This window comes from Nocardiopsis sp. CA-288880 (assembly GCF_050955985.1).
Taxonomy (GTDB): domain Bacteria; phylum Actinomycetota; class Actinomycetes; order Streptosporangiales; family Streptosporangiaceae; genus Nocardiopsis; species Nocardiopsis tropica.
In genome coordinates this window covers 5,723,927-5,745,131 of record NZ_CP192105.1, presented here as the reverse complement: position 1 = coordinate 5,745,131, position 21,205 = coordinate 5,723,927, and the positions used below count along the sequence as shown (strand labels likewise).

The following is a 21,205-nucleotide window of genomic DNA, read 5'->3' as shown; positions in this document are numbered from 1 at the left end:
GGGGAGGGCCCGCGGGCCCTCCCCACCCCCCGGCGCAAGGAGAACACCATGCGCGTCCGACCCCCCGAACCCCCCGTTCCCCCCGAACGCCCGGCCCCGGTCCCGCGCGGCCCCGGCCGCCGGGCCTTCGCCGCCGGAGCCCTCGCCGCCGCGGGCCTGGCCGCCGCCGGGTGCGGCCCCTCCCCGGCCCTGCTCTCCGGCAGGACCCGCCTGCGCCAGTGGAACCTGTTCGCGGGCGGGGACGGCATGCGGATGATCGAGATGCACGACGCCTACGGGCGCGAGCACCCCGGCGTCGACTTCCGGGCCACCACCTTCACGTGGGGCTCCCCCTTCTACACCAAGGTCGCGATGGGCGCGGCGGGAGGGCGCGGCGCGGACATCGCCACCGTGCACGTGTCCCGGCTGGAGAGCCTGGCGCCCGGGCGGCTCCTCGACCCGATCGACCCCGTGGCGCTCGCGGAGGCGGGGATCGACGACACGGTGGTGCTCCCGCGGATCTGGGAGAAGTGCTTCTTCGACGGGGAGCTGTACGCGATCCCCATCGACACCCACGTGCTCGTCCAGTTCGTCAACCTCGACGTGTGCCGCCGGGCGGGCGTGCTCGACGCCGACGAGCGGCTCGTCGAGGTCTCCGGGCTGGACGGCTACCTCGACCTGCTCCGCGAGATCCGGGGCGCCACCGGGGAGTACGGCCTGTCCGTCGACACCTGGGCCCCCTGGCCCAACTTCTGGGCGCTCTACCGCCAGCAGGACGGCGACCTCGTCATCGGCGAGGACGACTTCGAGCTGGACGACGACAAGGCGCTGGCCGCCATGGAGGTCATGTACCGGCTCTCCGAGGAGGGGCTGTCGCCGAGGCACTCCATGCTCGCCGACACGGCGGCCAACCTCGCCAACGGCCGGGCCGGGCTGATGATCCACGGCAACTGGGAGATCCCCACCCTGGAGGCCGCCGGCACGGAGTTCACCGCGACCCAGTTCCCGGCGGTGTTCGGCAACAACCGGACCCGCGGCGACTCGCACTGCTACGTGTTCCCCCACCAGCGCGACAGGGATCCCGAGCGCACCCGCGCCGCCGTCGGGTACGCCGCCTGGATGCTGCGCCACAGCATCACCTGGGCGGCCGGAGGACACATCCCCGCCTACCTGCCGGTGGTGGAGAGCGACGACTACGACGCCCTGCACCCGCAGTCGGAGTACGCCGAGGCCGCCGAGAACGTCCAGTTCGAGCCGCAGGCCTGGTTCAGCGGTTCGGCCGGGCGCCTCCAGGAGGAGGCCACCGGCCCGCTGACCACCCTCCACCAGGGCACACAGACCCCCGAACAGGCCCTGGACCAGCTCAAGGAGGCCATCCGCACCCTGATCGCCGTCCCCTCACCGGTCTAGGGAGGAGCTCCGTGACCACTCGTGCCCCGGCGACCCCGCCGGGCGGCCGGACGGACCTCCCCGACGTGCGGCGCCGACCCGCCGTCCGGACCGGGCTCTGGTTCGTACTGCCCTTCCTCGCCTTCTACCTGGTGTTCCTGCTCTGGCCCGCGATCCTCGGGTTCGGCTACACCTTCACCGACCGCAGCCTGGCCGGCGGGCCGACCTCCTTCGTCGGCCTGGAGAACTGGGCCGAGAGCCTCACCGACCCCGCGATGTGGGAGTCGCTGTGGAACACGCTGGTCTTCACCGTGCTCAGCGTGCCGCTGATGGTGGCGCTCGCCCTCGCCCTGGCCCTGCTGACCGACCACGCCCGCAAACTGGGCTGGTTCCTGCGGTTCGGCTTCTTCGCCCCGTTCGTGCTCCCGGTCGCGGTCATGACGCTCATCTGGGGCTGGATGTACAACCCCAGCCTCGGCCTGTTCAACGGCATGCTGGGCCGGATCGGCGTGGAGGGTCCCGAGTGGCTCTTCGGCGAGGGCACCGCGATGGTCTCCGTGGTCGTCGCCACCGCCTGGTGGCAGGTCGGGTTCAACTACCTGCTCTACCTGGCCGCCATGCAGTCGATCCCGGGGGACGTCTACGAGGCGGCGGCCATCGACGGGGCCGGGGCCTGGCAGCGGATCGGCCGCATCACGCTCCCGCTGCTGGCGCGCACCACCGCCCTGATCACGGTCCTCCAGCTGATCGGGTCGCTCCGCGTGTTCGAGCAGATCTACCTGATGACGTCGGGCGGCCCGAACTTCGCCACCCGCACCGCCATCCAGTACATCTACGACTCCGGGTTCGTCGGGCTCCGCATCGGCCTGGCCTCGTCGATGGCCTACGTCTTCATGGTCATCGTCATCGCGGCCTCCGTCGCCCAGTTCCGCCTCTTCTCCCGGAAGGAGGCCTGACGCCATGGCCGCAGCCCGGTCCCCCGCAGTCCCGCCCTCCGCTGCCCGGCCCCCCGCCGAACGCCCGCGCACCCGCGGCCCCGCCCCCCGCAGGCGGCTCCCCCGCGTCACCGCCGGCTCCGCCGCCCTGTACACGGTCGCCGCCCTGGCGGCCCTCGCCTGGCTCCTCCCGCTGCTGTGGGCGATCGACACCTCGCTCAAGCCCGAGGGGGAGACGACGCTCCTCCCGGTCACCTGGTCGATCTCCGAGCCCACGCTGGAGGCCTACCGGCTGGTGCTGGCCCGGGGCGACCTCGTCCGCTGGACCGTCAACTCCACCGTGACCACCGTGATCGTCACGGTGCTCACCCTGGTCCTGTGCGTGCTGGCCGCCTACGGGTTCAGCCGGTTCGACTTCCGGGGCCGGGGGTGGCTGTTCGCGCTGGTCATCGGGGGCGTCCTCATCCCGCCGCAGACCCTGATCGTGCCGCAGTTCGTCCTGATGACCCAGCTCGGCCTGGTGGACACCTACTGGGGCGTCGCCCTGCCGCAGGTGGTCGCGCCGGTGTTCGTGTTCATCCTCAAGCGGTTCTTCGACGCCATCCCCCGCGAGTACGAGGACGCGGCGCGGATGGACGGGGCCGGTGCGGCGCGCATCCTGTGGAGCGTCGTCCTGCCCCTGTCCCGACCGGTCCTCACCGCGGTCGGCATCTTCACCTTCATCGGCGCCTGGAACAACTTCCTGTGGCCGTTCATCGTGACGACCGACCCGGAGATGATGACGCTCCCCGTGGGGCTCGGCACCGTCGCCGGGCAGTACGGGGTGCAGTACGCCCAGGTCATGGCCTCGGCCGTCCTGGGAGCGGTTCCACTCCTCCTCGTGTTCCTGCTCTTCCAGAAGAACATCGTCACCGGCGTCGCCGGTGCCGGGATCAAGGGATGACCCCCCACTCCGAAGGAAGCCCATGCTCCACGCCTCCCTGACCGCCGACCCCGCCCAGACCGTCGCCCCGGTCCACCGACGGACCTTCGGCTCGTTCGTCGAGCACATGGGCCGCTGCGTCTACACCGGCCTCTACGAACCCGGCCACCCCACGGCCGACGCGGACGGCTTCCGCGGCGACGTCGCCGACCTCGTCCGCGAGCTGGGCGTCACCACCGTGCGCTACCCCGGCGGCAACTTCGTCTCCGGCTACCGGTGGGAGGACGGCGTCGGCCCCAAGGACCGCAGGCCCGTCCGCCGCGACCTCGCCTGGCACAGCCTGGAGACCAACCAGTTCGGGCTGAACGAGTTCGCGACGTGGTGCAAACGGCTCGGCATCGAACCCATGATGGCGGTCAACCTCGGCACCCGGGGGCTCCAGGAGGCCCTGGACCTGCTGGAGTACGCCAACCACCCCGGCGGCACGCACCTGTCCGACCTGCGGGCCGAGCACGGACACCCCGACCCCCACGACATCCGCATGTGGTGCCTGGGCAACGAGATGGACGGGCCCTGGCAGATCGGCCACCTGGACGCCCGCTCCTACGGGCGCAAGGCCGCGCAGGTCGCCCGCGCCATGAGGATGGCGGACCGCGACCTCGAACTCGTCGTGTGCGGCAGCTCCGGTTCGGGCATGGCGACCTTCGGGGCGTGGGAGGCCACCGTCCTGGAGGAGGCCTACGACGCGGTCGACCACATCTCCCTGCACACCTACTACGAGGAGCACGACGGCGACCTGGCCAGCTTCCTGGGCTCGGTCGCCGACATGGACCACTTCATCGACTCGGTCGCCTCCACCGCCGACGCCGTCGGGGCCAGGCTGCGCGACACGAAGCGCATCCAGCTCTCCTTCGACGAGTGGAACGTCTGGTACCTGAGCCGCCACCGGGAGCCGGCCGAGGACCGGCCCGCCGACGACTGGAGGACCGCCCCCCGCGTCATCGAGGACCGGTACAACGTCGCCGACGCCGTCGTGGTCGGCAACATGCTCATCAGCCTCCTGCGGCACAGCGACCGCGTCACCGCCGCCAGCCAGGCGCAGCTCGCCAACGTCATCGCCCCGATCATGACGGAGCCGGGCGGACCGGCCTGGCGGCAGACCGTCTTCCACCCCTTCGCGCTCACCGCCGCGTCCGCCTCCGGCCGGGTGCTGCGCGCGGAGGTCGCCGCGCCCCTCCAGGACACCGCCAGGTACGGCGGGGTGCCCGTGGTCGACGCCGCCGTCACCCACGACGAGGAGACCGGCGCCACCGCGCTGTTCGTCGTCAACCGCTCCGTGGACCGGCCGGTCGCCCTCGACGCCGACCTGCGCGGGCTCGCCCCGTCCGTCGTCACCTCGGCGCTCACCCTCGCCGACGCCGACGCCTACGCGGCCAACAGCATGGCCGACCCCGACCGGGTCACCCCCTCGCCCACCAAGGACGCGCGACTGGAGGGCGGACGGCTCGGCCTCACGCTGCCCCCCGTCTCCTGGTCCATCGTCACCCTGTCCACCGGCCGCCGCTGAACGGCGACCACCCCCCACCGGAAGGAAAGAGGAACAAGTACATGCGAGACCACCGGAGGGCCCTCCCGGCCCTGGCAGTCATAGGGGCGTCGCTCCTGCTCACCGCCTGCGGCGGCGTAGGGGACGCCGCCCGCCCCGAGGGGGAGGCCGGAACCATCGGCATCTCCATGCCCACCCAGTCGTCGGAGCGCTGGATCGCCGACGGCGCCAACATGGTCGAGGAGTTCGAGGAGCGCGGCTTCGGCACCGACCTCCAGTTCGCCGAGGACGTGGTGCAGGACCAGATCTCCCAGATCGAGAACATGATCACCCGGGGCGTCGACGTCCTGGTGATCGCCGCGATCGACGGCGCCGCCCTGGGCGACGTCCTCGACATGGCGGCGGACAACGACATCCCCGTGATCGCCTACGACCGCCTCATCCTCGACAGCGAGCACGTCGACTACTACGCCACCTTCGACAACCTCCGGGTCGGCGAGCTCCAGGGCGACTACATCGTCGACGCCCTCGACCTGGAGAACGAGGAGGGCCCCTTCGACATCGAGTTGTTCGGCGGCCCGCTCAACGACAACAACTCCTTCTTCTTCAACGACGGCGCGATGGCCGTGCTCCAGCCCTACATCGACGACGAGACGCTGGTCGTCCGCAGCGGGCAGACCTCCATGAACCAGATCTCCACCGAGCGCTGGGACGGCGCCGTCGCCCAGGCCCGGATGGACAACCTGCTCAGCGCCCACTACTCCGACGAGGAGGTGGACGCCGTCCTGTCGCCCTTCGACGGCATCAGCCTCGGCGTGATCGAGTCCCTGAGGGCGGTCGGCTACGGGAGCGGGGACAGGCCCCTGCCCGTCATCACCGGCCAGGACGCCGAGGTGTCCTCGGTCAAGTCGATCATCGCGGGCGAGCAGACCCAGACCGTCTTCAAGGACACCCGGGCCCTGGCCGCCCAGACGGTCGACATGGTCGAGTCCCTCCTCGCCGAGGAGGACGTCGAGGTCAACGACACCGAGAGCTACGACAACGGGGTCAAGGTGGTCCCCGCCTTCCTGCTCGAGCCGGTGTCGGTGGACGTCGACAACTACGAGGAGGAACTGGTCGGCAGCGGCTACTACGAGGAGTCCGACCTCGAATGAGCGAGACGCAGACACGACCGGCCCCCACCGGCAGGCCACTGCTGCTGATGCGCGACATCCGCAAGGAGTTCCCCGGCGTGCGCGCCCTGGACGGTGTGTCGCTGAGCGTCGGACACGGGAGCGTCCACGCCCTCATGGGCGAGAACGGCGCCGGGAAGTCCACGCTGATGAAGGTGCTCAGCGGGGTCCACCCGGCGGGCTCCTACGACGGCGAGATCCTCGTCGACGGCGACCCCTGCGCCTTCGCGGGGGTCGCCGACAGCGAGCGCGCCGGGATCGCCATCATCCACCAGGAGCTGGCGCTCGTCCCCCAGCTGTCGGTCGGGGAGAACATCTTCCTCGGCCACGAGAGGGCCCGGCGCGGCATCGTCGACTGGGGGGCCACCCACGCCGAGGCGCGCGCACTCCTGCGGCGGGTCGGCCTGGACGAGGCCCCCACCACGCCGGTGTCGGCCCTCAGCGTGGGCGCGCAGCAGCTCGTGGAGATCGCCAAGGCGCTCGCCAAGCGGGTGCGGCTGCTCATCCTCGATGAGCCGACCTCCGCCCTGACCGAGGTGGAGAGCGACCGGCTCCTGGACCTGCTCCTCGGGCTCCGGGACGAGGGGGTGACCTGCATCCTCATCTCGCACAAGCTCGGCGAGGTCGTCCGGGTCAGCGACGAGATCACCATCCTGAGGGACGGCCGCGCCGTGGAGACCCTGGCCGTGGAGCGGGGCGGGGACGGGACGCCCTCCGTCGACGAGGACCGCATCATCCGGGGGATGGTCGGCCGCGACCTGGACCAGCGCTACCCCGAGCGGGTCGGCGAGATCGGAGGGACGCGCTTCGAGGTCCGCGACTGGACGGTGGCGCACCCGACCCAGCCGGGGCGGCTCATGGTCGACGGGGTCGGCCTCACCGTGCGGCGCGGGGAGGTCGTCGGGCTCGCCGGGCTCATGGGCGCGGGGCGCACCGAGTTCGCCATGAACCTGTTCGGCCGCTCCTACGGGCGCCGTGTCAGGGGCAGCCTGACCAAGGACGGGAAGGAGCTGGACACCGGCACCGTGGCCGCCGCGATCCGCGGCGGCGTCGCCTACGTCCCCGAGGACCGCAAGACGCTCGGGCTCATCCTGGACGACGACATCCGCCACAACACCACCATGGCGGCCCTGGACCGGGTCTCCTCCCGCGGGGTCCTCGACCCCGGGCTGGAGGCGGTGGAGGCGGCGCGCATGAGCGAGCGGATGCGCGTCCGCAGCCACGGCACCACCCAGGCGGTGCGCACCCTCAGCGGCGGCAACCAGCAGAAGGTCGTGCTCGGCAAGTGGCTGTTCACGCGACCCGAGCTGCTCATCCTCGACGAGCCCACCCGGGGCATCGACGTCGGGGCCAAGTACGAGATCTACCTGATCGTGCGCAGGCTCGCCGCCGAGGGCGCGTGCGTGCTGTTCATCTCCTCGGAGCTCCCCGAGCTCCTCGGCATGTGCGACCGGATCCTCACCCTGTGCGAGGGCCGGATCACCGGCGAGGTCCCGGGCGAGGAGGCCGACCAGGAGACCCTCATGAGACTCATGACACGGACCGGCGACCAGGACCGGTCCGACCCGAGGAGCCCGCGATGACCACCCGTCCGTTGACACTCGCCACGACCCTGATGCGGGCGAACGCGCGGCAGTACGGCATGGCCGTCGCCCTGGTGGCGATCATCGTGCTGTTCCAGATCCTCACCGGGGGGCTGCTGCTGACCCCGCTCAACGTCACCAACCTGATCATGCAGAACTCCTACATCCTGATCCTGGCGATCGGGATGATGCTGGTCATCGTCACCGGGCACATCGACCTGTCGGTCGGCTCGGTGGTGGCGTTCACGGGCGCGGTCTCGGCCATCATGCTCACGTCGTGGGGGCTGCCCACGGTCGTGGTCGTCCCCGCGGCACTGCTCCTGGGCGCCCTCATCGGCGCCTGGCAGGGGTTCTGGGTCGCGTACGTGCGCGTGCCCGCGTTCATCGTGACCCTCGCCGGGATGCTCGTCTTCCGCGGGGCGACCCTGGCCGTGCTGGGCGGGGAGTCCATCGCCCCGCTGCCCACCTCGCTGCGGAACATAGCGAGCGGCTTCCTGCCGGACGTCGAGGTCCTGGGCCTGCACCTGCCGACCCTCCTGCTGGGCGCGGCCGGCGCCGCGGCCGTGGTGTGGATCCAGTGGCGTTCGCGGGCGCGCGACCTCAGGCACGAGCTGCCCACGGCGCCGCGCGCGGTCACGATGCTGGTCTCGGCGGTGACCGCCGCGGTCATCATGGTGTTCGCCTACGTGCTGGCCCAGTACAACGGGCTCCCCCTGGTGGGGCTGCTGCTGGTCGCCCTCATCGCCGGCTACTCGTTCGTCATGCGGTCCACGACCGCCGGCCGCCGCGTGTACGCCGTCGGGGGCAGCGAGCAGGCCGCGGCGCTGTCGGGGATCAGGACGCGCCGCACCGCGTTCTGGGTGTTCGTCAACATGGGCGTGCTCTCCGCCCTCGCCGGCCTCGTGTTCACGGGACGGCTCAACGCGGCCACACCGGGCGCGGGGACCATGTTCGAGCTGGACGCGATCGCCGCGGCCTTCATCGGCGGGGCGTCCGCCGCCGGGGGCGTGGGCACCGTCGTCGGGGCCGTGGTCGGAGCCCTGGTCATGGGCGTGCTCAACAACGGCATGTCGCTGATCGGCCTCGGCGTGGACTGGCAGCAGCTCATCAAGGGCCTGGTGCTGCTGCTCGCGGTGGCGTTCGACATCTACAACAAGCGCCGCGTCACCGTGGGGCGCACCCTCGACGTGAGGCCCCCGGGCGGGACGGCCCGGGGAGCCGGCCCGAGGGCGGACGACCCGTCCCCGTCCGGGGAGGGAGGTGTCCGCGCGGGGCCCTGAGGACCGCCGTGCGGGGGAGCGGACCGCTTCCCCGCACGGCGCCGCCGGGCCGCCGCGGGCAGGGGCCGGGGACGCCGCCCCGCGAGCCCTACTGGTAGCCGCGGATCTCCCGGAAGATCTGCTCGAGGTCCTGTTCGCGGGCGTCGAAGACCCGGCCGCCCGTCACCTCGGCGACGCTCGACATCTCCGACTCGTCCGAGTCGCCGAACAGCACCGTGAAGACGGGCGCGGCCGCGGCCTCCGGCGACAGCCCCTCCAGGGAGAGCCGGAAGTCCTCCAGGTCCGAGCCCAGGTTCACCTCGCCGTCGGTCATCAGCACCACTGACGTCAGGTGGTCGCCGGAACCGCCCTCCAGCAGCGCGTACGCCTCCCGCAGCGCGTCGTAGGTGGCCGTCTCGCCGTCGGCCTCCAGGGACCGGACCTCCTCCGCCACGTCCTCGGCGACCGCGTCCGCCGACCCCGGCTCCATCACGAACGTGCGGGGCTCGCCGGGCTCGGTGGCGAACGGCAGCAGCGTGATCTCCTCCCGCTCCTGGAACGCCTGCGTCCGCCGGGCCAGGGACCCGCCGTCCGCCCCCGTCAGGGCCACCAGGGCCGACCGCAGCTCACGGATGCGCCCGCCCTCCATCGACCCCGACACGTCCAGCACGTACACGGTGCGCGCCGGACGGCGCAGGACGCCGACGTAGTCGGCGACCAGGTCGTCCACCACCTGCCTGTGGGCGGGGAACGGCAGCTCCACCAGGGGCGGGACCTGTGCCCGCGGCACCGCGTCCGGGGAGACCGGGCGGCGCCACGTGTCGTCGGCGATCCGCTGCTGGGTCGGGCCCGACAGCAGGTCCTCGACCAGGCGCCCGTACGCGGACACGGCGTCCTCCGAGGGGTCCGCCAGCAGAGTCAGCGGGTAGTCGGCCGTCACCGCGCCGTCCGCGGGGTGCACCAGCGCGAGCGGCTCCTCCAGCGCGCCGGAGGCGTTCAGCGACAGCAGCACCGACTCGTAGTTGATCAGGCCGTCCACCGGCCGCCCCTCGCGGGCGCGCCGCTCGAACGCCTCCGACAGCCATCCGGACGAGCCCGCGGTGACCTCCTGGCCCCCGAAGAACTCCTCCAGCTCCGGGCGGAGCCGCTCCACGTCCCGGCTCTCCAGGGCGGTGCCCGTGTCGGCCAGGGCCGAGGCCACGCCGATCAGCGCCGAGAAGCCGGAGTTGGAGGCGCCGGGGTGGGTCATCCCGTAGGTCAGACCCTCCTCCGCGACCGCCCTGCTCACGTCCGCCCAGGTCACCTCGGCGCCGCCGGTCCACCCCAGCTCGTCCGCGCGCGACCCGGTCACGCCCAGGACCACGGGGGAGACCATGACGGGGGTCTCGGTGTGCACGGCCGTCCTGCCGTCCCCGTCCAGGTGCAGGTAGCGGTTCGAGCCGAACCAGACGGCGTCGTAGCCGTCGGTGTCGCCTCCGGCGACCCGGGCGAGTCCGTCCAGGGTGCCGGTGTAGTCCAGCTCCACCGTCACGCCGGTCCGCTCGGAGACCTCCTCCAGCAGGGGTTCCAGGTCGGCGATCTCGCTGCCCGCCAGCACCCTCAGGGTGTCCGCGGACCCGCCCGGGACCGTGCACGCCCCGGCCGCCAGGACCAGGGCCAGGGCCGCGGCGCCCGCCGCGGAAGCCGTCGGGTGCCTCATCCCGCCCCTCCCGCCGCCGCGCCTCCTCCGGCGCGGCCCGCGTCCTCCCCGTCGTCCGCGGGCGGACGCATCCCGCTGCTCGTGTAGGCGTCCTCGATACCGGTCAGCAGGGCCTCCAGGGCCTCGTAGGCGGGCGGGTGGACCACGTCGGCGACCTGTGTGCGGACGGGGAGGCCGTGCTCGTCCACCAGGTCCTGGAAGTACCGGGTGTCCTCGGTGCGGAACCCGTGGCCGGCCGCCAGCGCCTGGAGCTCCGCGTCCCCGGTGAGCAGGCGCCCGACCTCGTCGCCCGCCCCGGTGAGGGGGACGACGGTGTGCTCGGCGTACACGGTCGGCCCCGGGTAGAGCACCACCGCGCCGTCCGCCGGGGCGGGGCCCTCCACCATGGCGTGGACGTACTGGGACTCGTAGACCCACACCAGCGGCGTGTGGCCCGCGCCCAGGTCCCGGAACTGCTCGAAGGGCTGCTGCGAGGACTCGGGGGGCTGGCCCTGGGCGAGGAAGAGCCGGGAGAGCGTGTCGACGATCTCCCGGTCCGCAGGGCCCGGGGACACGGCCTCCTCGCCGTTGAGCAGGTAGGAGAGGACGGCCACGTACATGGCGGCCGAGTTGGAGGTGCGCGGGTCGGTGGTCCGGATCAGGACCTCGTTGCGGTTGCTGGAGCTCACCGAGTCGCCGGGCAGGTCGCGCCAGCGGGTCCGCTCCTCCGTCAGCTCCAGGTAGGCCGCCATGTCGAACTCCCACGCGCCGTCCTCGGCCCGCCGGGCGACCCCGGCCCCCTCCAGGGCCCGGACCATCGGCTCGTAGGCGAGGAGGACCATCGGGGTGCTGAACGGCTGGTACTCGGCGGTGGCCCCGTTGAGCTCCCTGGCGCGCTCGGCCAGGTGCCGGGAGCCGGGGGAGACGAAGTCCGCGTCGCCGGGCTCCTCCGCCAGCAGGCGCGATCCGCGCGGGCGCACCCGCACCTCGTACCCCAGCTCGCCGAACCTCTCCACGACGCGCTCGTCCTCGAAGAACGCCACCTTCTCCGACCCGACGATCCCCTCGACCGGCCGGCGGTCCCCGAGGACGCGGTCGACCAGGACCGCGCCGATGGCCGCGAGCAGCGCCGCGATGACTGTTCCGGCGGCCACGACGAACAACGTCCTGGTGCGGCCGGGCCGGTGGGGGATGCCAGGCACCGCGTCGTCCCTCCTCGGTTGGACCGGTGGTGGTCGCACCCTCCCAGGCCCGACCGGCGGGGAGCCGACCCCCCGGTGTCAGGGGCGTGGACGGCGGGAGAACCCGCGGCGCCCCGGACGGCGGTCGGAACGTCCCGGGGGAGAACTACCCTGGGGACCGTGGCAGGCCGGATCAGAGACGAAGACATCGCGCTCGTACGCGAACGCGCGCCCATCGCGGACGTGATCGGCGAGTACCTCCAGCTCCGCAACGCGGGAGGCGGCTCGCTGAAGGGGCTGTGCCCCTTCCACGACGAGAAGTCCCCCTCCTTCAACGTCACCCCCTCCAAGAACCTCTGGTACTGCTTCGGCTGCGGGGAGGGCGGGGACACCATCTCCTTCCTGCAGAAGATCGACAGCCTCAGCTTCGCCGAGGCCGTCGAGTCCCTCGCCCGGCAGGTCGGCGTCACCCTGCGCTACGAGGAGGGCGGCCGCAGCACGGCGCGGCACGACTCGGGCAAACGGCAGCGCCTCCTCGACGCGCACCGCGCCGCCGCGGAGTACTTCGCCGAGCAGCTCCTCACCGCCGGGGCCGTCACCGCCCGCCGCTTCCTCGACGAGCGCGGCTTCAACCGCGTCCACGCCGAGCACTTCGGCCTGGGCTACGCGCCCGCCGGCTGGGAGAACCTCACCTCGCACCTGCGCCGCAAGGGCTTCACCGACCAGGAGCTGATCGAGGGCGGGCTGGCCAGCCAGGGGCGCCGGGGCGCCTACGACCGCTTCCGCAACCGGCTGCTGTGGCCCATCCGCGAGGTCACCGGGGAGGTCGTCGGCTTCGGCGCGCGCAAGCTCGACCCGGCCGAGGACGGGCCCAAGTACCTCAACTCCCCGGAGAGCCCCATCTTCCACAAGGGGCGGCTGCTGTACGGCCTCGACCTGGCCAAACGCGACATCTCCCAGAAGAGCCAGGCGGTCATCGTCGAGGGCTACACCGACGTCATGGCCTGCCACCTGGCCGGTGTGACCACCGCGGTCGCCACGTGCGGCACCTCCTTCGGCGAGGACCACCTCAAGATCCTGCGCCGCATGCTCCTGGGCCGCTCCAACCAGGGCGGCCGGGTGGTGTTCACGTTCGACGGCGACGCGGCCGGCCAGAAGGCCGCGGTGCGCGCCTTCGCCGAGGAGCACGGCTTCGCCTCCGAGACCTTCGTGGCCGTCCAGCCCGACGGGCTCGACCCCTGCGACCTGCGGCTCCGCCACGGGGACCAGGCGGTGGCGGACCTTGTCGACAACCCCGCGCCCCTGTACGAGTTCATGATCCGCAAGGTCATCGAGGACTACGACCTCTCCGCGCCCGAGGGCCGCATCGCCGCGCTGGACGCCGCCGCGCCGGTGGTCGCCAGCATCCGCAACGCCGGGGTGCGCAGGCTCTACGGCACGAACCTGGACCGCTGGCTCGGCATCCTGGACGAGTCCTTCGTGCTGCGCCGCGTCAACCAGCACATCCGCCGGGGAGGCGCGCAGGAGGGGCGAACGGCCGCGCCCGCGGCGCGCCCCGTTCCCACCCCCGACGCGCAGGACGCCCCGTACAACCTGAACGACCAGTCCCTGCTCCGCGAACGCCAGGCGCTCAAGATCGCCCTCCAGTACCCGTCCCTGGCCGTCGGCTTCGACAAGTTCACCGACGAGGACTTCACCGTCCCCCAGCACAAGGCGGTGCTCCAGCTCATCATCGCCGCGGGGGGAGTGGCCGCCGCGCACGACCCCGCCGCGTGGGTGAGCGCCCTGCGGGAGGCCGCTCCCAACGAGACCCAGCGGGATTTCCTCACCCGGCTGGCGGTCGAGCAGGTGGAGTTCTACGGAGAACTCGACGAGCATTACGCGCGGCAAATGCTGAGCACAATCAGAACTCATTCCATCAACCGGCGCGAGTCAAACCTGAGGTCAGAGCTGTCCCGCCTGGGATCGGGTTCCCAGGTTGAGGAACAACAGCGGGTATTGACCGAACTCATGGCGCTCCAGCAGGAAAAACGTGCTTTCCAGGACGAGTTGGCGGACGGTATGTAGCACCGGGGTGACAATAGTAGTTCTCCCTTTTCCGGTGCTCTGAAGGGCACAATGGGATGGTGTCTCCCACGGTTGCGACCAACGAAATGCCACCCATTCGCCAGGTGGCCGGACTGCTCCCCGACACCGGTGGCGGGGCGGTCAGCCGGAGCGAGGTCGCCTCGGCCCTGGAGCGACTGGACGCGCCGCCGGAGTCGCTGGACCGGACGGTCGCCCACCTCGCCCGGATCGGCATCGAGGTCTCCGACCCCGACGAGGCCGCCCAGCCCCCCGACGGCGCCCGCCGCTCAGGATCGGACCTGGTGCGCCTGTACCTGCGCGAGATCGGCCGGGTGCCGCTGCTCACCGCCGAGCAGGAGGTCGAGCTCGCCAGGGCCGTCGAGGTCGGCCTGTACGCGCAGCGCCGGTCGTGCGCCGACGGCGCGTGCTCGCCGGAGGAGCTCGCCGTCCTCGTGGAGGAGGGAGGGCGGGCCAAGAGGCGCCTGATCGAATCCAACCTCCGCCTGGTCGTGTCGATCGCCAAGCGGTACATGGGGAGGGGCCTGCTCTTCCTCGACCTCGTCCAGGAGGGCAACCTCGGCCTGATCCGCGCCGTCGAGAAGTTCGACTACGCCAAGGGGTTCAAGTTCTCCACCTACGCGACGTGGTGGATCAGGCAGGCCATCACCCGGGCCATAGCGGACCAGGCGCGCACGATCCGCATCCCCGTCCACATGGTCGAGACCATCAACAAACTCGTCCGGGTGCAGCACCAGCTCCACCAGCAGCTCGGGCGCGAACCGAGTACTGCGGAGGTCTCCTCGGCCGCCGGATGCGTCGGGGACCGGGTCCTGGAGATCCAGCGCATCGCCCGGGAGCCCGTGTCGCTCCAGGCGCCGATCGGCGACGAGGAGTCCGACTTCGGTGACTTCATAGAGGACTCCGACGCGGTCGTCCCGGTCGAGGCGGCGGCCTTCACCCTGCTCCAGGAGCAGCTGCACGCCATCCTCGGCGACCTGTCCGACCGGGAGCGGCGCATCATCCGGCTGCGCTTCGGGATGGCCGACGGGCACCCGCACACCCTGGAGGAGGTCGGCCGCGAATTCGGGGTGACCCGCGAACGCATCCGCCAGATCGAGGCCAAGACCCTGGCCAAGCTCCGGCACCCCTCCCGGGCCGGCACCCTGCGCGACTACATCACGGGCGACTGACCCCGGCGCGCCGCCCGCCCCCGCCACCCCGGACCCGAAGACCAACGCACGGGCCGCCCCCAGGGTTCCCCGCCGCGCCGGGAACGTCCTCATGTGGCCGACATGGGCCGAACCTCCGGTGCCCGCCGCCCCCGGCCCCTAACGTCGAGGGGTGACCGCCACCCCGAACCAGCCGAACACCCCGGACCTCCCCGGGCGGCGCTCCCCGCTCCTCGCCCTGGGGGCCGTCGTCACCGCCGGGGCACTGGTCACGGGCCTCTTCACCGTCGCGACCGCGAGGAACCCCGAGCGCATCGGGTACTTCGCCGACTGGAACGTGGCCAACCGCGGATACACCCTCGAGGAGTTCGAGGACAGCGGCTCCGCCGACCGCCTGACCCGGCTCATGTGGGCGTTCGGGGCGATCAGCCCCGAGGGGCTCTGCCACATCCCCGACACCCACGACCAGCCGTGGGAGCTGTACCAGCGCAGGTACGAGGGGGACGAGAGCGTCAGCGGCGAGCCCGACGAGTACGAGCAGGAGCTCGCGGGCGGACTCAACCAGCTGCGCCTGCTGCGCGAACGCCACCCGGACCTGGGGGCCAGCCTCTCCCTGGGCGGCTGGAACTGGTCGACCCACTTCTCGGTCGCGGCGCGCACCCGGGAGTCCCGCGAGGCCTTCGCGGCCTCCTGCGTGGACCTGTGGCTGCGGGGCGACCTCCCGGTCCGCGGCGGCGAGCCCCAAGGGGGCGACGGCGTGGCCGCCGGGGTCTTCGACGGCATCGACCTGGACTGGGAGTGGCCCGGGGGTGCCGGGCACCCGGACAACGTCGAGCACCCCGACGACGCCGCCAACTTCACCCTGCTGGTCGCCGAGTTCCGCCGCCGGCTCGACGAGCTGTCCGCGGAGACGGGGGAGGAGTACACCCTGTCGGTGTCCCTGTCCGGAGCGGCGGAGACCAGCGCGTCCTACGACCCCGCGATCTTCGGGCAGGTGGACTTCGCCACCGTGCAGGGCTACGACTTCGCCGGGCCGTGGAGCGACGGGACCGCCCACCACTCGAACCTGTTCGCGCCCGCCTCCCAGCCGGACGCCAACAGCGTCGACGCCGCGATACGGCGCTACCTCGACGCGGGGGCGCCGCCGGAGAAGCTGGTGATGGGCGTCCCCGCCTTCGGCCGGGGCTGGCAGGGCGTGCGCTCCGACCGGGACGGAGGGCGCGGCCAGTCCGCCGAGGGGCCCGCCGACGACCACTACGACGGCCCCACCATGGCCTTCGGCGACCTGGAGGAACTGGGGGGGCGCCGCCACCTGGACGAGGAGGCCGGCGCCTACTGGGTCCACGACGGCGACGAGTGGTGGACCTACGACAACCCCGACGTGATCGCCCTCAAGGGCGAGTACGTGCTCGACCGGGGCCTGGGCGGGCTCATGGTGTGGAACCTGGACATGGACCCCGACGGCACCCTGGTGCGCGCCATGGACGCGTCGCTCGGGGGCTGACCGCCGCCCCGGGCGAAGGCCCCGCCGCGGCGGGCGCCCGCCGCCCGCCCGGAGCCGTGCCCCGCATCCGGGCCGTGCCCTGCCCTCCGGGTGCCGCCCCGGCTCCCTGGGGCTCCGCTCCGTCGCCCGCGTGCCGCCCCGGCTCCCTGGGGCTCCGCTCCGTCGCCCGCGTGCCGCCCCGGCTCCCTGGGGCTCCGCTCCGCCGTCCGCGCCCCGCAGCCGGGCTCTGCCCCGCCCTCTGCGGTCCGCCGTCCGCGTGCCGGCCCGGCCCCCCTGAGACCCCGTCCCGCCGCCGTTCCCGGTTCCCCCCGGACTCCGCCCGCGGGCCCGTCCCCGCCGACACGGATCCGCGCGGCACGGTTGCGGGGCCGCCACCGGCCGCGCCACCCTGGGCACCATGGCCGACCCGCACAGCAGTACCAGCGCCCGAACCGACGTCGCCGGACTCCGCCGCGACCTGGAGAGCAGCATCCGGGGCACGGTCTCCTTCGACGCGGGCACCCGCGCCCTCTACACGTCCGACGCCTCCAACTACCGGCGCGTCCCCCTCGCGGTGGTCGTGCCCGAGACCGTCGACGACTGCGTGGCGGCCGTCCGCGCCTGCGCGGCGCACGGCGTACCCGTCGTCCCCAGGGGCGGCGGCACGTCCATCGCGGGCAACGCCATCGGCACCGGCGTCGTCATCGACACCTCCCGCCACCTGCGCGCCATCGAGCACATCGACCCCGAGGCCCGCACCGCCACCGTGCAGCCCGGCGTCATCCTCGACGACCTGCGCGCCGCCACCGCCGAACACGGGCTGACCTTCGCGCCCGACCCCTCCACCCACAGCCGCTGCACCATCGGCGGCATGGTCGGCAACAACGCCTGCGGCTCCCACTCCGTGGCCTGGGGGACCACCGCCGACAACATCGTCTCCCTCGACCTGCTGCTCAGCGACGGCACCCGCCTCACCGTCGGCTCCTCCGACACCGCGGAGGAGTTCGAGGCCCTCACCCGGCGGCCCGGGCGCGAGGGGGAGATCCACACCGCCCTGGCCCGCCTCGTCGACGCGCACCGGGCCGAGCTGCGCACCGCCATGCCCGAGTTCCGGCGCCGCGTCTCCGGCTACGCCCTGGACCGGCTGCTCCCGGAGAAGGGCCGCAACGTCGCCGCCGCGCTCGTCGGCACCGAGGGCACCTGCGCGTTCGTCCTCGGCGCCACGGTCCGCCTCGTCGAGTCGCCGCCCGCCCGGGCCCTGGCGGTCCTCGGCTACCCGGACGCCGCCTCGGCCGCCGACGCGGTCCCCGACCTCCTCGGCCACGCCCCGCTCACCGTCGAGGGCATCAACGACCGCATGGTCGCGGCCCTGGACCTGCACGGCTCCCGCGCCCGGGTCCCCCTCCCCGAGGGCGGCGCCTGGCTCCTGGTGGAGATCGCCGGGCCGGACCCCGGCGCAGCCGCGGAGGCCGCCGACCGCATGCTCGCCGGCCTTCCCCGGGACTCCCGCCCCCAGGACGCCGGCGTCGTCTCCGACCCGGCCCACCAGAGGGCGCTCTGGCGCATCCGCGAGGAGGGCGCCGGGCTCACCCAGCGCACCCCCGCAGGGGCGGACGCCTGGTCGGGCTGGGAGGACGCGGCGGTCCCGCCGGAGAACCTCGGCGCCTACCTGCGCGACTTCGACGCCCTCATGGAGCGCCACGGCCGGTTCGGGGTGGTCTACGGACACTTCGGCGACGGCTGCCTCCACGTGCGCATCGACTTCGAGCTCACCCACGAGCGCGGCCGGCGGGAGTACCGGGCGTTCATGGAGGAGGCCGCCGACACGGTGGTCCGGCACGGCGGATCCCTGTCCGGCGAGCACGGCGACGGCCAGGCCCGGTCCGAACTCCTGGCCCGCATGTACCCCGAGGGGCTGATCCGCGCCTTCGGGGAGTTCAAGCGCGTCTGGGACCCCGCCGGCCTCATGAACCCCGGCATCATCGTCGACCCCCTCCCGCTCGACGCCGACATCCGGGTGGCCGCCGACACCGTCCCGTCCCACCCGTCCCGGCAGGCGTCCCCGGGACGGGACGCGACACCGCTGCCGCTCCTGTCCCAGGCGACCCTGGCCTACGGCGACGACGGAGGAGACCCCGCCGGCGCGCTGCGCCGCTGCTCCGGGATCGGCAAGTGCCGCCGCCAGTCCGGACCGGGCGTCATGTGCCCCAGCTACCAGGTCACCCAGGAGGAGAAGCACTCCACGCGGGGCCGCGCCCACCTGCTGTTCGAGATGGCCAGGGGCGAGGTCGTCACGGACGGGTGGCGCTCGGAGGAGGTGCGCGAGAGCCTCGACCTGTGCCTGTCCTGCAAGGGGTGCCTGAGCGACTGCCCCGTCAACGTGGACATGGCGAGCTACAAGGCCGAGTTCCTTCACCAGCACTACCGCGGCCGGGTGCGTCCGGCCGCCCACTACTCGATGGGCTGGCTGCCGCTCTGGGCGAGGATGGCGGCCCTGGCCCCGGCCGAGGCCGACCGCGCCACCCGGCTGCCGGGGGTCTCCCGCCTGGCGAAGAGGGTCGCCGGCGTGGCGGCCGAGCGCGACCTGCCGTCGTTCGCCCGCACCACCTTCACCCGCGCCTTCCGCCGCCGGGCCGCCCGGGGGGAGGCGCGCCGCGGGGGGCCGAGGGTGGTCCTGTGGCCGGACACCTTCGGCAACCACATGAACCCGGGCGTGCCCGCCGCCGCCGTGCGGGTCCTGGAGGACGCCGGGTTCACCGTCGTCCTGCCCCGGGGACAGGTGTGCTGCGGCCTGACATGGGTGTCCACGGGGCAGCTCGACGTGGCGCGCGCCGTCATGCGCCGCGCGGTGCGCGCCCTGGCCCCGCTGGTCGAGGAGGGGCTGCCGGTGGTGGGGCTGGAGCCCAGCTGCACCGCGGCGCTCCGCCACGACCTGCTGGAGCTGCTGCCGGGACCGGAGAGCGAGCGCGTGGCCGCGTCCGTGCACACCCTGGCGGGCTTCCTGGAGGAGTACGCGCCGGACTGGCAGCCGCCCCGGGTGCCGGCCTCCGCGCTGGCCCAGGTGCACTGCCACCAGCACGCGGTCATCGGGTTCGACGCCGACCGCGCGCTCATCGCCAGGGCCGGGATCGACGGGGAGGTCCTGGACTCGGGCTGCTGCGGGCTCGCGGGGGACTTCGGGTTCACGGAGGGCCGCTACGAGGTCTCCAGGGCCATCGGGGAGCGAGAGCTGCTGCCCCGGGTGCGGGAGGCCGCCCCGGAGACGCTGGTGCTCGCCGACGGCTACAGCTGCCGCACCCAGATCGCGCAGGGCACCGGGCGCAGGGCCCTGCACCTGGCAGAGGTCCTCGCCCGGGGGCTCGACCGGCGCCCGCCCCGCCCCGGAGCCGCGCCGGAGGGCGCTTCCTAGACGCCCATCTGGTCGTGCAGGGCCGAGAGCGCCCGGGAGACGGCGTCGGACAGGCGCGGGTCGTCCGGGTCGACGCCCTCGCCCAGGTGGACGCGCCAGTCCACGTCGGCGCCGCCGGGCGGACGGCGCGCCACCAGCCGGAAGCCGGTGGTGGATCCGGCGCCGGGGAACGGCACGAAGCGGTTGACCAGGATGGTCGCGGTGACGCGCTCGGCGACGGTCTCCGCCAGGCGGCGGTAGTCGACGCCGTCGGCGGCCGGGTCGGAGCGCAGGCGGACCGTGTGCTCGCCCGCCCCCTCCTCCGTGAACCTGAAGGCGTCGGGGGTCCAGCTCGCCCGGTCGATGTCCTCCCAGGGCACGGCCCGCCCGCCGGGCAGGTACAGGGCGCGCGTGGTGGTGACGAGCACCTGCTCGCCGGCGTCCCGCCCGGCCGGAACGGCGACGGGCGCGTGCGCCAGCACGCGCTCGCCCCGCTCCAGCCCGGCGCGGACCCCCGCGGGGACGCCGCGGCGGAACAGTGTCACGGGCGGTCCGCCCCGTCGTCGTCGGAGCGCCCGCTCCCGGGCTGGGTGCCGTTGGACACCCTGGTCTCCCACTCGACGAGCTCGATCTCCTCGTCGGTGGGCCGGGCGAGGAAGTCGCGCAGCGACGTGATCGGCATCTTGTTCACGGTCTTGTCGTAGACGGTGCGACCCGCGTTGCCGACCTGGGCGCCGACGAGCCCGGCGACCTCCTGGACGACGGGGCTGTCCGCGACCCTGCGGGCCGTCCGTGCGAGCTGCTCGTAGCGGGCCCTGCCCGCTTTGGCGCCCAGGACGTATCCGATGGCGAGTCCGGCGACGAACGTGATCCGGTAGCGCATGGGTCCCTCTTCAGACCTTGGAGACGATCGGCGTGTTCCGTGCCTGGCACGTTACCCTGTCGCCGCTCCGCCACACGTGCCGACACCGGTCACGAGCACTCTCCGGGGGCGCTACGCTAGTGGTGTCGCCACGGCCCGCGGGTCGCGGGGGCGCACGATCCCGCGTAGCTCAATTGGCAGAGCAGCCGGCTGTTAACCGGCAGGTTATTGGTTCGAGTCCAATCGCGGGAGCGTACCGGGAAGGGCCCGTCGGAGAGATCCGGCGGGCCCTTCCCGCATGTCCGGACCCCGTGGCCGCCTCCCGGCGGGCGGGGCCCGCGGGGAGGCGCGGGAGCCCGGGAAACACGTCGCGAGCACCCCGGGGGAGGCGCTAGGCTTGTCCTGTCGCCACGGCCCGCGGGTCGCGGGGGCGCACGATCCCGCGTAGCTCAATTGGCAGAGCAGCCGGCTGTTAACCGGCAGGTCATTGGTTCGAGTCCAATCGCGGGAGCCCACACGAAGAGGGCCCCTCCCACGGGAGGGGCCCTCTTCCGTGTTACGGACCGTTCCGGGGGGACCGCCGCGACGCGGT

Annotated in this window: 15 protein-coding genes and 2 tRNA genes; 13 read left to right on the top strand and 4 right to left on the bottom strand. The window is 73.1% G+C overall.

Annotated features, from left to right (window positions below; genetic code table 11):
- Positions 1-48: 48 nt before the first annotated feature.
- From ACQPYD_RS24875 to mmsB, 7 genes are read left to right on the top strand one after another with little or no spacing between them, the layout of a single operon-like run.
- Positions 49-1,389, top strand: coding sequence for an extracellular solute-binding protein (locus tag ACQPYD_RS24875; RefSeq protein WP_433697925.1), 1,341 nt, complete (start codon positions 49-51; stop codon positions 1,387-1,389).
- An 11-nt stretch (positions 1,390-1,400) separates the two neighbouring features.
- Entirely contained in the window at positions 1,401-2,324 is a 924-nt protein-coding gene (locus ACQPYD_RS24870; RefSeq protein WP_433697924.1) for a carbohydrate ABC transporter permease, read from the top strand.
- 4 nt (positions 2,325-2,328) lie between these two features.
- On the top strand, positions 2,329-3,246 hold the full coding sequence (locus tag ACQPYD_RS24865; protein ID WP_433697923.1) for a carbohydrate ABC transporter permease: 918 nt from the start codon (positions 2,329-2,331) through the stop codon (positions 3,244-3,246).
- A gap of 22 nt (positions 3,247-3,268) precedes the next feature.
- On the top strand, positions 3,269-4,792 hold the full coding sequence (locus ACQPYD_RS24860; protein ID WP_433697922.1) for an alpha-N-arabinofuranosidase: 1,524 nt from the start codon (positions 3,269-3,271) through the stop codon (positions 4,790-4,792).
- A gap of 41 nt (positions 4,793-4,833) precedes the next feature.
- On the top strand, positions 4,834-5,925 hold the full coding sequence (chvE, locus tag ACQPYD_RS24855) for a multiple monosaccharide ABC transporter substrate-binding protein (RefSeq protein ID WP_433697921.1): 1,092 nt from the start codon (positions 4,834-4,836) through the stop codon (positions 5,923-5,925).
- A complete protein-coding gene (locus tag ACQPYD_RS24850; RefSeq protein ID WP_433697920.1) occupies positions 5,922-7,526 on the top strand; it encodes an ATP-binding cassette domain-containing protein in 1,605 nt (534 codons plus the stop codon). The genes chvE and ACQPYD_RS24850 overlap by 4 nt, the downstream gene beginning before the upstream one ends.
- On the top strand, positions 7,523-8,806 hold the full coding sequence (mmsB, locus tag ACQPYD_RS24845) for a multiple monosaccharide ABC transporter permease (protein ID WP_433697919.1): 1,284 nt from the start codon (positions 7,523-7,525) through the stop codon (positions 8,804-8,806). The genes ACQPYD_RS24850 and mmsB overlap by 4 nt, the downstream gene beginning before the upstream one ends.
- Positions 8,807-8,894: 88 nt before the next feature.
- On the opposite strand, the gene ACQPYD_RS24840 is transcribed toward mmsB, so the two are convergent.
- Positions 8,895-10,484, bottom strand: a complete 1,590-nt coding sequence (locus ACQPYD_RS24840; RefSeq protein ID WP_433697918.1) for a VWA domain-containing protein — start codon at positions 10,482-10,484, stop codon at positions 8,895-8,897.
- Positions 10,481-11,665 carry a hypothetical protein gene (locus ACQPYD_RS24835; RefSeq protein WP_433697917.1) on the bottom strand — a complete coding sequence of 395 codons (1,185 nt, stop codon included), beginning with the start codon at positions 11,663-11,665 and terminating at the stop codon, positions 10,481-10,483. Before ACQPYD_RS24835 ends, ACQPYD_RS24840 begins: the two co-directional genes overlap by 4 nt.
- A gap of 159 nt (positions 11,666-11,824) precedes the next feature.
- On the opposite strand from ACQPYD_RS24835, the gene dnaG reads away from it, so the two are divergent.
- From dnaG to ACQPYD_RS24815, 4 genes are all read left to right on the top strand, one after another.
- The gene (gene dnaG / locus ACQPYD_RS24830; protein ID WP_267945934.1) at positions 11,825-13,711 is read left to right on the top strand and encodes a DNA primase; all 1,887 of its coding nucleotides are present in this window, start codon (positions 11,825-11,827) and stop codon (positions 13,709-13,711) included.
- An 86-nt stretch (positions 13,712-13,797) separates the two neighbouring features.
- Positions 13,798-14,901 (top strand): RNA polymerase sigma factor, encoded by a 1,104-nt coding sequence (rpoD, locus tag ACQPYD_RS24825; protein ID WP_433697916.1) that lies wholly within the window; start codon positions 13,798-13,800, stop codon positions 14,899-14,901.
- A gap of 151 nt (positions 14,902-15,052) precedes the next feature.
- Complete coding sequence (locus tag ACQPYD_RS24820) at positions 15,053-16,384, top strand: glycoside hydrolase family 18 protein (RefSeq protein ID WP_433697915.1); 1,332 nt, start codon at positions 15,053-15,055, stop codon at positions 16,382-16,384.
- A gap of 397 nt (positions 16,385-16,781) precedes the next feature.
- A complete protein-coding gene (locus ACQPYD_RS24815; protein ID WP_433697914.1) occupies positions 16,782-19,772 on the top strand; it encodes an FAD-binding and (Fe-S)-binding domain-containing protein in 2,991 nt (996 codons plus the stop codon).
- Here the strand turns inward: ACQPYD_RS24815 and ACQPYD_RS24810 are convergent.
- Both ACQPYD_RS24810 and ACQPYD_RS24805 read right to left on the bottom strand, forming a co-directional pair.
- Entirely contained in the window at positions 19,769-20,296 is a 528-nt protein-coding gene (locus tag ACQPYD_RS24810; protein WP_433697913.1) for a hypothetical protein, read from the bottom strand. The two genes, ACQPYD_RS24815 and ACQPYD_RS24810, sit on opposite strands and share 4 nt — an antisense overlap.
- Positions 20,293-20,634, bottom strand: coding sequence for a hypothetical protein (locus tag ACQPYD_RS24805; protein WP_267945929.1), 342 nt, complete (start codon positions 20,632-20,634; stop codon positions 20,293-20,295). Before ACQPYD_RS24805 ends, ACQPYD_RS24810 begins: the two co-directional genes overlap by 4 nt.
- Positions 20,635-20,792: 158 nt before the next feature.
- Between ACQPYD_RS24805 and ACQPYD_RS24800 the strand changes: the two genes are divergently transcribed.
- Positions 20,793-20,865, top strand: a tRNA-Asn gene (locus ACQPYD_RS24800).
- Positions 20,866-21,051: 186 nt separating this feature from the next.
- Positions 21,052-21,124: transfer RNA gene (locus ACQPYD_RS24795), tRNA-Asn, on the top strand.
- The last annotated feature ends 81 nt before the right edge of the window (positions 21,125-21,205 follow it).